The 10,797-nt window shown below is 65.6% G+C and carries 14 protein-coding genes, 2 tRNA genes and 1 pseudogene; 10 read left to right on the top strand and 7 right to left on the bottom strand.

The window, feature by feature from the left end; genetic code table 11:
• Positions 1 to 125: 125 nt before the first annotated feature.
• Positions 126 to 1,616, top strand: a complete 1,491-nt coding sequence (locus tag MKK52_RS03395; RefSeq protein ID WP_243952336.1) for a histidine kinase — start codon at positions 126 to 128, stop codon at positions 1,614 to 1,616.
• A 66-nt stretch (positions 1,617 to 1,682) separates the two neighbouring features.
• Here the strand turns inward: MKK52_RS03395 and rpoH are convergent, their stop codons facing one another.
• Both rpoH and MKK52_RS03405 read right to left on the bottom strand, forming a co-directional pair.
• Positions 1,683 to 2,576, bottom strand: a complete 894-nt coding sequence (gene rpoH / locus MKK52_RS03400; RefSeq protein WP_243952337.1) for an RNA polymerase sigma factor RpoH — start codon at positions 2,574 to 2,576, stop codon at positions 1,683 to 1,685.
• Positions 2,577 to 2,801: 225 nt separating this feature from the next.
• Positions 2,802 to 3,779: an RluA family pseudouridine synthase gene (locus tag MKK52_RS03405; RefSeq protein WP_243952338.1), complete on the bottom strand. Its 978-nt coding sequence runs from the start codon at positions 3,777 to 3,779 to the stop codon at positions 2,802 to 2,804.
• A gap of 88 nt (positions 3,780 to 3,867) precedes the next feature.
• Here MKK52_RS03405 and MKK52_RS03410 point away from each other — a divergent pair.
• Positions 3,868 to 3,943, top strand: a tRNA-Glu gene (locus MKK52_RS03410).
• Between the two features lie 43 nt (positions 3,944 to 3,986).
• Positions 3,987 to 4,061: transfer RNA gene (locus MKK52_RS03415), tRNA-Glu, on the top strand.
• Positions 4,062 to 4,605: 544 nt separating this feature from the next.
• Here MKK52_RS03415 and MKK52_RS03420 read toward each other — a convergent pair.
• Positions 4,606 to 4,743 (bottom strand): annotated as a pseudogene (locus MKK52_RS03420) (XRE family transcriptional regulator); the annotation flags it as partial.
• A gap of 197 nt (positions 4,744 to 4,940) precedes the next feature.
• On the opposite strand from MKK52_RS03420, the gene MKK52_RS03425 reads away from it, so the two are divergent.
• From MKK52_RS03425 to MKK52_RS03435, 3 genes are all read left to right on the top strand, one after another.
• A complete protein-coding gene (locus MKK52_RS03425) occupies positions 4,941 to 5,144 on the top strand; it encodes a hypothetical protein (RefSeq protein ID WP_243952339.1) in 204 nt (67 codons plus the stop codon).
• A 150-nt stretch (positions 5,145 to 5,294) separates the two neighbouring features.
• Positions 5,295 to 5,471, top strand: coding sequence for a hypothetical protein (locus MKK52_RS03430; protein WP_243952340.1), 177 nt, complete (start codon positions 5,295 to 5,297; stop codon positions 5,469 to 5,471).
• Positions 5,472 to 5,522: 51 nt separating this feature from the next.
• The gene (locus MKK52_RS03435; RefSeq protein WP_243952341.1) at positions 5,523 to 5,735 is read left to right on the top strand and encodes a hypothetical protein; all 213 of its coding nucleotides are present in this window, start codon (positions 5,523 to 5,525) and stop codon (positions 5,733 to 5,735) included.
• A 3-nt stretch (positions 5,736 to 5,738) separates the two neighbouring features.
• Here MKK52_RS03435 and MKK52_RS03440 read toward each other — a convergent pair whose 3' ends face one another.
• Positions 5,739 to 6,014: a hypothetical protein gene (locus tag MKK52_RS03440; RefSeq protein ID WP_243952342.1), complete on the bottom strand. Its 276-nt coding sequence runs from the start codon at positions 6,012 to 6,014 to the stop codon at positions 5,739 to 5,741.
• Positions 6,015 to 6,126: 112 nt separating this feature from the next.
• On the opposite strand from MKK52_RS03440, the gene MKK52_RS03445 reads away from it, so the two are divergent.
• Positions 6,127 to 6,393, top strand: a complete 267-nt coding sequence (locus MKK52_RS03445; protein ID WP_243952343.1) for a hypothetical protein — start codon at positions 6,127 to 6,129, stop codon at positions 6,391 to 6,393.
• A 35-nt stretch (positions 6,394 to 6,428) separates the two neighbouring features.
• Here MKK52_RS03445 and MKK52_RS03450 read toward each other — a convergent pair whose 3' ends face one another.
• Positions 6,429 to 6,833, bottom strand: coding sequence for a helix-turn-helix domain-containing protein (locus tag MKK52_RS03450; RefSeq protein WP_243952344.1), 405 nt, complete (start codon positions 6,831 to 6,833; stop codon positions 6,429 to 6,431).
• Positions 6,834 to 7,237: 404 nt separating this feature from the next.
• Here MKK52_RS03450 and MKK52_RS03455 point away from each other — a divergent pair, with 404 nt between their 5' ends.
• Complete coding sequence (locus MKK52_RS03455; RefSeq protein WP_243952345.1) at positions 7,238 to 7,423, top strand: hypothetical protein; 186 nt, start codon at positions 7,238 to 7,240, stop codon at positions 7,421 to 7,423.
• Positions 7,424 to 7,780: 357 nt separating this feature from the next.
• On the opposite strand, the gene MKK52_RS03460 is transcribed toward MKK52_RS03455, so the two are convergent.
• Positions 7,781 to 8,128 (bottom strand): hypothetical protein, encoded by a 348-nt coding sequence (locus tag MKK52_RS03460; protein WP_243952346.1) that lies wholly within the window; start codon positions 8,126 to 8,128, stop codon positions 7,781 to 7,783.
• Positions 8,129 to 8,402: 274 nt separating this feature from the next.
• Between MKK52_RS03460 and MKK52_RS03465 the strand changes: the two genes are divergently transcribed.
• Positions 8,403 to 8,612: a hypothetical protein gene (locus MKK52_RS03465; RefSeq protein ID WP_243952347.1), complete on the top strand. Its 210-nt coding sequence runs from the start codon at positions 8,403 to 8,405 to the stop codon at positions 8,610 to 8,612.
• Positions 8,613 to 8,849: 237 nt separating this feature from the next.
• Positions 8,850 to 9,299 (top strand): hypothetical protein, encoded by a 450-nt coding sequence (locus tag MKK52_RS03470; protein ID WP_243952348.1) that lies wholly within the window; start codon positions 8,850 to 8,852, stop codon positions 9,297 to 9,299.
• A gap of 882 nt (positions 9,300 to 10,181) precedes the next feature.
• Here MKK52_RS03470 and MKK52_RS03475 read toward each other — a convergent pair.
• A partial coding sequence (locus MKK52_RS03475; protein ID WP_243952349.1) for a DUF4214 domain-containing protein occupies positions 10,182 to 10,797 on the bottom strand: 616 nt, incomplete at its 5' end.

Consider the following 10,797-nt stretch of genomic DNA (forward strand, 5'->3'; position numbering starts at 1 on the left):
TGGCGCCTCGCAAACGCCGTCGATGGTAGTGAATGGCGGCCGTTTTGGTTAAAAGAGCGTAGCAGGAACGCGGCTGCGGCTTCGGCCGCGGCCGGCAGGGCGCCAAGCGGGCGAACCGGAGCAGTATGGCCGATTATTACCCGCTTCTGGCTAGGGCCCTCGACGCTCTTCCCGACCGCTCGCCCGGCCTCCGGCGTGCCGTCTACGACAGGGCGCGCAATGCGCTGATCAGCCAGCTCCGCTCCCTCGAGCCGCCGCTGTCCGAGGACGACATCGACCTCGAACGCCGTGCCCTCGACACGGCCATCGAGCGCTTGGAAGTCGAGCACGGCGGCATCCCCGCACCGGCCAACGACGCCGCCAAGGACAAGGAGACCGCGAAGCCGGAGCCAGCCCAGGCTCCGCCGCCTCCCCCGCCACCGCCGCCGCCCGAACCGAAGCCCGCGCCCGAGCCTCCGGGCGAGCCCGTCGCGGAGCGCATGGCGACGGCCGCGGCGGATCCCTTGCCCGAGGCCGGCCCGCCCGAACAGGCCCAGCCGCAGGCGCCAGAGCCCGCCCTCCCGGCCGCGCCCTCCCCGCGCTTCGTCTTGTCGCCCGAGCCGACTGCCGAGAAGCCCCGCGAGGCGGCCATCGCCATCGCGGCGCGCAAACCCGCAACAGGCCCGGAAACCGAGTTCGCGCCCGTGACCACGTCGCCGGCCACGGAGCCCGCCTCCCTGGACGAGCCGGATGCCGTCGGCGACGCCGCTCAGGGTCGCCAGCGCCCCCGGATCGCCGTCGTCGCCCCGCGCGGCAGTCGCTCGAAGGTGCTGCGCAACCTCGTCATCGGCATCGTGCTGGTGGCGGTGATCGGCGCCATCGCCGTCGCGGCTTTCCTGCTGCGCGACAAACCGCAACTCGTCGCTCGCTCGACCCCGGAGACGTCCCAGCCCATCGGCGAGAACCCGGACGCGAAGTTCAACGACCGTGTCGGCGGCGAGACCGCCCCGGCCGAGCGGCCGAAGCCCAAGCAGGATGGCGCCGCCCCCAAGACGGCCGCGCCCGTCGTCCCGGCCCAGCCCGGCGTCGCCGTGGCCCAGCGCGCCTTCCTGATCGAGGAATCGACCTCGACCGAGAGTTCGCAGCCGGTCACGACCCAGGGCCGCGTGACGTGGCGGATCGATACCGCCAACGGCGACCAGGGCCAGCCGCTGCAGACCTCGGCCACGGCCATCGTGACCTATCCCGAGAGCGGCCTGACGCTCACCATGACGATCCAGAAGAACCTCGACACGACCCTTCCGGCCTCGCACACGGTGAGCCTGTCGTTCAGCCAGTCCGGCAGCGATCCCTCCGCGCGGGTCGTGCAGGATGTCGGGCTGCTGCAGGCCAAGGATGACGAGAACGCCCGCGGCTCACCCGTCTCGGGCCTGCCGGTGCGGGTGCGCGACAACCTCTTCCTGATCGGGCTGTCGTCCCTGCCTGCCGATGTCGAGCGCAACACCGATCTCCTCCTGCACCGGGCGTGGTTCGACGTGGCCGTGCGCTACACGTCGGGACGCCGCGCGGTCCTGACCTTCGAGAAGGGCTCCTCCGGCGAGCAGGTCTTGCAACAGGCCTTCGACGCCTGGAAGTGACCACCCCACACGAACGAAGCCGGCGGATCGCTCCGCCGGCTTCGTTCGTCATGAGCCTTGAATAGTCTAGTGGTGGGCGGCGAGCGCGCGGGGCGCCTCGCGGGTGGCAACGTTGCGCTTCACCGCCTCCTGCACCTTCTCGAAGGCGCGGACCTCGATCTGGCGTACCCGCTCGCGCGAGACACCGAACTCGCCCGACAGGTCCTCAAGGGTGATCGGATCCTCGGCCAAGCGGCGCGCCTCGAAGATCCGCCGCTCGCGGGCGTTCAGCACGCTCAGGGCGTCGCGCAGGGCCGAGAGCCGGTTCTGGCCTTCCTGCTCGCGCACCAGCACCGTCTCCTGGCTCGGCGTGTTGTCCACGAGCCAATCCTGCCACTCGCCCTCGCCTTCCTCGCGCAGGGGCGCGTTGAGGGACGTGTCACCCGAGAGGCGGCGGTTCATGTCCACCACGTCCTGCTCCGGCACGCCGAGGCGGGTCGCGATCTGCGACACCTGATCGGGTCGCAGGTCGCCTTCCTCCAGCGCAGAGATCTTGCCTTTGGCCTTGCGCAGGTTGAAGAACAGCTTCTTCTGGTTGGCGGTGGTGCCCATCTTCACAAGGGACCACGAGCGCAGGATGTATTCCTGGATCGCCGCCTTGATCCACCACATTGCATAGGTGGCCAGCCGGAAGCCCTTGTCCGGGTCGAAGCGCTTGACGGCCTGCATCAGGCCGACGTTCCCCTCGGACACGACCTCGGCAATCGGCAGGCCGTAGCCGCGATAGCCCATGGCGATCTTCGCCACGAGGCGCAGGTGCGAGGTGACGAGCCGGTGGGCCGACTCGCGATCTCCACCGTCGCGCCAGGATTTCGCCAGGGTGAACTCTTCCGCCGGCTCCAGCATCGGGAACTTGCGGATCTCGTCGAGGTAGCGCGAAAGGCCACCTTCGTTGGCGAGCACGGGCAGCGTACCGGCCATGGCATAACTCCTCAAACAGGTCCCCCAGACGGGCGAACGCGGTGATCGACGGGGTCGCCCTTGAGCCAACCCCTCCGAGCGCCCATCTGAATGGGGCCGCTCGACCAATCCCGTCGCGTCTGGGACACGTTACGTCGCCACCAACGCACGACCGGATCGTTGGGTTGAAGGATGGCACGAAGTGCCGCGGCCTGTCGTGCCCTTTCGCACGATCATCGCTGAAAATTACGCGACCAGCGCAGCCTTTAGCGCGGCCATGTCCGGCGGCAGCGGGCTCTCGAACCGCAGGGTTTCGCCCGTTCGCGGGTGGGCGAATCCGAGCAGTTCCGCATGCAGGGCCTGCCGGTCCAGGGCGATCAGCGCGGCGCGTGCCGCCTCGCCGAGCTTGGCCGCCTTCGTGCTGAACGCGGCCCCGTAGACAGCATCCCCGAGAAGCGGATGGCCGCGATGGGCGAGGTGGACACGGATCTGGTGCGTGCGCCCGGTCTCAAGCTGGCAGCGCACGAGGCTCGCCTCCGCATAGCGTTCCGCTACTGCGTAATGCGTGATCGCGTGGCGGCCGGTCTCGTCCGAGACGACGGCGATCTTCTCGCGGTTGTGGCGAGAGCGGGCGAGGCTCGCTTCGATCGTCCCCGCCGCCGGGTTGGGCTCCCCCCAGACGAAGGCGAGGTAGGCGCGCTCCAACGGCCCGGTGCGGCCATGGTCGGCGAACTGGGCGGCGAGGCCATGGTGGGCGAAGTCGTTCTTGGCGACGACGATGAGGCCGCTCGTGTCCTTGTCAAGCCGGTGGACGATCCCCGGCCGCCGCACGCCGCCGACGCCGGAGAGGCTGGCACCGCAATGGGCGATGAGGGCGTTGACGAGGGTCCCGCCGGCATGGCCCGGCGCCGGATGGACGACGAGGCCGGCGGGTTTGTCGATGACGATGAGGTCGTCGTCCTCGTAGGCGACGACGAGATCCACGGCTTCCGCTTCCGGCACCGGATCGGCGGGCGGCGGCATGTCGAGGACGAGCCGCGTCCCGGCGGCAACCTTGGCGGAGGGATCGCGCAGCACGCCGCTGTCGCGGCTGACATGGCCTTCTCGGACGAGGTCCTGCAACCGCGCGCGCGACAGGTCGGGGAAAAGCCCGACGAGGGCCCGATCAAGGCGCTGGCCGCCCTCGTCCACGATGCCGACACGTTCCTGTCCGTGCTCTTCCACCCGCGCTCACCCGTTCGTTGAAATATCTACCGGGCGGCACTTGTGCCCCGATCCCAGCGTCGCTATAGCAACGCGGCGCCGCCGGAAAGCTCCCATCGTCTAGCGGTCTAGGACGTCGCCCTCTCACGGCGAAAACAGGGGTTCGATTCCCCTTGGGAGCGCCATCACACCTGGCGCTGACTTCCGAAGACTTCGGTGTTGCTTCTAGCGCCCTTCGTCTATCGGTCAGGACGTCAGCCTTTCACGCTGAAAAGGCGGGTTCGATTCCCGCAGGGCGCGCCAGCGCTTTTCTAAGTAACGGCGCACGCTCAGCTTTCTCGGACATTGGTCCCACCTGACCGGAAACGGACTCTTCCGGCGGGACCTTCTGTGTGGCGCTTCTCCACTCCGGAAGCAGCGCCATTGCGCTGTCGGCGAGCCCTGCCCTCCCCGCCGCTTGCGTGTCTCGCTTGCCGTCGCGCAGCCGGCGAACGTGGCGGGCCTGCAGCATCGAGGCACGCTTGCTGCCGTGCTCGTTGCAGATTTGGAGGAGCGCGCGGAGCTGCCATCCCTGGGTCGAGGCGTCGGGCACCTTGAGGTCTCCCGAGGCAAGATAGGCGTTTGTTAGCGTGGCGAACGTGCCGGCCTCTGCGAGGCGCGGCTGCGGAGCTTTCGCTTTCGGCGCCTCGCGCTTCAGGCAGCGGTCGTACTCAGCCATGAAGGCCTTCGACCCTGGTTGCCCTCAAGCCGTACCTTCGGGTCCGGTCGGCGCCGGAAGTAGTACCGGACGTTGCCCTGCCGGTCGGTGTCCGTCACGACGTACTTGAGATTCAGCACGGCCAGCGGGCTCAATCCGCTTTGGCTTCGGCATGCGGCCGTCGCGCACGAGCTCGTCGAACTTCGACGCGCCGACGCCGACGTAGCGAGCGGCCTCTTCACGACGCAGGCCGCGTCGCGGACCGACCTCGAGCCGATGTGCCGGTATCTAAACCGAGCTGTGCGCATTAGGCGACATTACCGCCCCCCCCTCGGTTGTAGCAGCCCATCAGAATTCCCCGGAGCAACCTGACAGCAGACGATCCCGCGTGAGCGCCTCGGAACGAGCCATTCAGTCAGCCACTTCGACAAACAAGTGCTGAACGGCATCCATGTCGCGACGACAGAACATCCAGGGAGACGGCCATGACTCGCGACGAGAGCGGCGGTACGACGCTGACCTCTGAGGAAATCGCAGCAGCGAAGCGTGCCGGCCGCAAGCAACTCGCTGAGGACGGCTGTCCGGAAGATCGCATTCCGGGGGCACAAAACGCGGGCGAGAAGGCCAAGCCTCGCGCTGTGCCTGAAAGCGAAAAGCCCGGTCTCATCGACTCGATGAAGGGTATGTAGGTCGCCACGCGGCGAGCGAGATCGTTAAACGATTCGGACTGGTTCCGCTGCTTGGCACGTGGCGCTCACCCGTGCTGATACAGGGTGACTTATCTCTGGTAGACAAAAATCTCGATGCGCAGTTTGCGCGTCGGACCGGGGATCGCAGTCTTGCCGAGCTTCCAAGCGTGCGTCGGCATCTTGCTCCTCGCCATGGGCCTGGAGTTCGATCACCTGGCGTGTCGGCGCTGGCGTATCGGCCAGCACTACGGGTCGCTCTGTATCCGCACGATATGCGCGTTTGCGTTCACGATCGCCGGGGTGTTGCTGATGCTCGCCACCTGCTGACTCCGCGCGGAGCACGGCATCCCGACCGGTCTCTTTGCAAGCGATCGCGCTGTGAAAGATAATCTCGGCCATGGTGCTACTCCGCCGGGAGCGGGAGATCCGCACCAGCGCCGGGTCGTGCGGCTTTCCCTTGCGGGCGAGCTCGATCTCACGCGTGAGCGTGAGGTGCGCGAAGATCACCTCATCCACGACGAAGCCGTTCTTTATGTCCACCCTAAAGAAGCGGTTGCGGCGGTGATGAGGGTTTTGGCGCTCATTCGGTGACCCTCATTGAACCCGAGCCGGCGCGGGATGCGCGCCAGCCGCCGCCGGGGCCGTCGTTTCTTTGATCTCAGCCGCCACCCTGTGAAAGCGGTCGACCTTGTGGGCCGTGTCAACGCTGAGTACGGCGTTTACCGGGTCGTTGATCCGCCGCCAGTCGCTCGGGTCGATCTGCTCGCCCGCCGCCGGCAACAGCGCGTCTAGCATTGCCAGCGACCAAGCCATGGCCTTGCCGCTCTCGGCCTCGCCCAGGAACAGCGAGAGGATCGGGTGCTCAGCCATGGGCCTGCCCCCGTGCGATCTCAGCAGCGCTGCCAGTCTCAACCCCACTGCAACGAACGGTTAACAATGCGCTCCCTACTCTGGCCTGCGTTCGACCGGAGATCTGAGCAGCATGGCCAACAAGCAATTCGCCCAAGCGCCGACACTTCAGAAGGCGACGCTCCGGATGGGCAGCTACGACGTGCCATGCTCGGTGCTGATGTCCAACGGCTCGACCGCGCACGTGCGGGTCATGACTGCGGGTGGCCACTTCGGCGAGGTCGCATTCGTTCAAGGTGGCGAGGTCCGGCAGGTCCGCATCACGCTTCGTAAGCAGGGTCCGCTGGGCTTGGACCTCTGGCTGGATCTGGAGACGGCGCACACGGCGCAGGCGGCCTGAGACACCCTCGTGCTCCGCTTGCATGAGGGGAGCCATCAAGCGGCGCTCCTCTGCTGCTGCCACCGCGCGTGGTCAGCGGCGACCGCCGCGTAGGACTCGGGCGTCATCCGCCAGCCGCGCCCCAAGACCGTCTTGATGCGGATCTGCGCCTGCGCCTCCATGAGCTTGCGGCGGATCTTGCAGATCATAACGTCGAGGATCTTCTGCTCCGGCATGTCCTTCAATTTGCCGTAAAGCGTCAGCATCGCGCGCTGGTGGTGGAGGATGTTCGGGCCGACCGCTCGGAGGGCCCGGAGAAGGTGCTCTTCCTTGGCGGTCAGCCGCCATGCACGGGGCAGCAGTGTACGCGGGGCCATGGCCTCTTCGTACTGGAGGACCTGCGCGCGCAGGGTCTCGATCTCGTCGCGCTGGGCGCGGATGATGTGCTCGGGCGTCTGCAATAGGCGATGCTATCACGATCACGCTCGGCCTTGGCCTCGGCCTCCCACGCGGCCCGACGGCGCTGCATCTCGTGACGCACCGTGAACAGCACGTCCTCGTCGAAATCGCGGTCGGGGATCCACTGAAGGAAGCTGAAGTCGACCTCGGACTAGTGCAGGCCCCGGTTTTTGCCGATGTGACAGCGGACCTGCAGCGGAGGCTCGCTCGATCACAGGATGAGATTCTCCATCGACGCAAGGGCGGAGGAGGTCGCGCAGGTGGTGGGCGGTGACGTAGGCGTACGGCCAGGATCTTCTGCTGGATCGTCTCCTCGGCGTAGACGCGGATCGAGGAGCGGCAGAACTCTCTCGTCGCCGCCGGGCAAGCCGTACAGGCGACGGCCGAGGCGCGGCACACCAACGTCATGCAGGCCATTGCGACCTTCGTCCCCCGGTCGGAGATCGAGAAGGACAACCGAGCGCTGCACGAGCGCGCCGACGCCGTCGAGGAGCGCCTGGGCACGATGGAAAAGCGGGTCTGGGGAGCGCTGGTCAGCGCCGTCGGGGCGTTCGGAATCGTGATCCTGACGAAGGTCGGCCTGATGCACTGACCTTCGCTTCACGCTCTACTTCGCGTCACGCAGGCGCCCCTGACTTCGGCCGGGGGCGCTCTTTTCGCGTTTCTGCCGTGCACTTCGGGAAGTGGTTGCGGCCCATCGCTCCCCGTACAGGTTCGGCTCCTCCCTAAGAGACTTCTTGCCCGCCCGGCAGCCGCCGCGGTGGGCTTTTTTGTGCCGGGTCACGGCGCGGGACGGTGGGGAATTGCCTCCGAGATGACCCAATAACCCGCCTCCCTCATCCTGCTTCTGTGCCGCAACACGTAGCCGGCCCCGCTGGTGAGATCGGACGCTCCCCCGCCCCGTGATCAGATCGGGGCGGGGCCGAGCGCGAGGTTGAAAGTGGAAGCCCTACTCGGCTTTACGGTGTCCGCGCCCGTGTTGCTCCTTCTTGGCGCCGACTGCAGCTGCAGCTTCCTTCTCAGCCTTCCCGGCCGTCGCCGAGCTGGTGGCCTCGTCGCTGGTGGCACCCTGCGGTGCGTTCGACGCCGCTGACTTAGGATGCCCCTTACCTTCGGTCGGCGCCTCGGCCTTGCCGCCCTCGTGAACATCCGGGTGCCCGGCGCCCGCCTTGGCGCTTCCGGCTTCTTGGACCTCGGCAGCCTTCTGCTCTTGAGCGCTCATCGTGCTGTGACGCTGACCGTCGCCGTGCTGCCCCTTGGCTGGGTTCGACATCGTAAACTTCTCCCTCTTGGTCACGCAGCAACTGCTTGAGCCGCTGACGGTTCGGAGGAGACGGTCTTGTGCGACGAAAGGCCGAGCGCGCTTCTGCGAAGTGCAGTGAGTTCGCACACGGAAGCGTTACCCTGGGGAATGAAGCAGCCTAACGAGGCGCTAACCGTGCGATTTGATCGTGGGATCGAGCCGACTTGCATGGCGGTTTACCCGGCTGGACACCGGTAGCCCCTCCGCCAGACCTCGGATCGGATTAGGTGGTGGGGCAACGGTGGCGGGCAGCGAACAGGGGGACCTGATGGCCGATTTTGGCGAGGCGAAGCTTTCCGACGAAGAGCTTGACCGTCGGGCCAGAGAGCTGTTTGCAGAGGTTCGCGCGGAGCAGCCCGAGGCTAAGGCAGAGAGGGCCCTAGCGACGGCTGGCGAAGTAGCCGGAGAGGTCATTCCGGGGCTGCCTGACTGGCTGCAGGATGCCGATATTGCATCCGAGGATGCTGGCAACGCGTGACTGCTGTTGAACCCTCGTGCTCGCCGAACACGAAGTCGTCACGGCCAATGTGCGAACCTCATTCGCAGCGCGAACGATCTCGGCACGTGTCGGTCTTGATAACTATCCCTACCTGCTCGGCTTTTCCGGCGCCATCCACACCGCTCCACCGCGATCTCGACAGGCTATCCCCACGGGGGTTGAGCCGTCGCCCCTAGGCTGGCTGTTCTGCCTCCGTTCCATTGCGGAGGGATCACGGTGGACCGGCTGGGCGACTACGCTCGCGGACAGGTGCGGGTCGAATGCCAGACCTGCCGGCGGCTCGGCTGCTACGACGTGCGCAACCTGCACACCCGGTTCGGCCTAGAGGTCGAGGTGCTGGACCTGCTGCGGATCCTGAGCGCGTCCTGCCGGCATCAGCAGGCGCCGGGTGCGCCGAAGCCGCGCAAGTACGTCGCCGTCTGCCAAGCAAAGATCACGATGCCACGGCAGCCGACGACGAGCCTGCCGACGCCGGGCGGCCTGCCCTATACCGTCGAGACGTGGAACACCGAAGGCGGCGGGATCGAGCTTCAACTCGCCGAGCTCTACCGGCTCGACATGGCCGAAGCGGCGTTCGAGGTGGTGTGCAAGCTGTGGCCGGACACGGAGACGACTATACGGCAGCGGGCGCGGGTGGTTCGGCGGCGGGATCGGCCTAAACGGTGAGCGAGCAGGTCCAGCGTGGGTGCTGCGGTGGCGCGGGACGGGATCGCCAGATGAGTAGGCTTGGCCGATAAGCGGGGGCGGTGGTGCATCAAATCTTTATTGAACCAATTATCTGATCCAGCGCACAATTGATTGCCCACCATAGACCCATCGCGAACACGAACATTGATAATGAGAAGGTATAAACAGAAATTTACTGGTTTGAAGCAAAGTCTCAACGAATTCCTGAGCTCTGGCATGAATCTCTATTGCAACAACTCCGGCTAGAAATTTCGAGAAATAGAACAGCATAGAAACCACACTATTACCAGCCGCAGTCATAAAATTTGCGACTGCGAGAATATCGTTTGTAAGATCGAATATAAACTTTGATACTCTCGAAAATATTCGTGCATTCTTGACTGCAATCTCAACTGGATCGTTAGAAGCAGCATATTTTTCGATTTCGGCGTCGGTAGCGCCAAAGCGTCGAAGTAACCACTCCATTTCGCACGCACCAGTCCTCACAGCTCTCAGAACAGTAAATTACACATTACGGTTCATCAGCGCCATAAGCCCGCACGGTCTCTTGCCCTTCGACAGTGAGGAACTACGCCAGCCCATCGCGGTGCGCAATGCGTGAGGCGGTGCGCTCCTCGACCAGCCCTATCTGCACCAGCAGCGGCATTGCGCTCGGATTGGCAGTGATCCGCAGCCCGCTAGGCGTCGCCGCAATGGCGCGCGGGGCCGCGAACTGCTTCCCGAGAAGCCGACTCCACGCCTAGAAAGGCTCACAGTTCAGCAGGCAGGCGAGACGAGAATTTCTGGACAGCTGGCTCGAGCCGTACAATTGGACCAAAGAGAATCCCAGCCTTTTGAGCGATCCGAGGCCCATTGAGGCTTTCAGCTGAGGTGCCAGCCCTGTTCGATCTGGGCCAAGTGCAGGTTCTGAGACTCGGGCGACTGCGAAAGGGACACCGCAAGGTCTGCCCGCGACACGCCGTGGTCGAGTTGATCGGTCCAGTAGCTCAGGCCACTGGCATCAGCGTGGCGGCCCAGCGCGTTTACGTACAGGGCGTCGACGTAGGCACTGTTGGACAGCTTGCCGTAGGTCGCTTGGCTCTCCGGCGAGTTCAGGAAGACCTGGGCGATGCTGGTCGTTGTTCCGCCGTGGTCGAGCTGGTCCGTGTAGTACGCCAGACCACCTGCGTCCGGCGCCCGGCCGAGCATGGTGTAGTACACCCGTGCAACCTGGGCCGCCTGCGCGTCGGGCACGAACAGGCCGGCGTTGAGGGTCGGCTGCAGGGTGGCCAAATGCTCGGGTGAGAACACAAAGCTTTGAGCGACATCGACACGGGTAACGCCGCGGGCGAGTTCGTCGACATAATACTGCAGACCGCTCGCATCGGCGGCACGGTGTAGGGTGTTGTGATAGAGTTGCTGAATGAAGGCCGTGTTATCGGCGGCATTGAAGCGGGCTTGACCCTCCGGCGACGCCAGGAAATTAGCGGCCAGAGAC

This window comes from Methylobacterium sp. J-067 (assembly GCF_022829465.1).
GTDB lineage: Bacteria > Pseudomonadota > Alphaproteobacteria > Rhizobiales > Beijerinckiaceae > Methylobacterium > Methylobacterium litchii.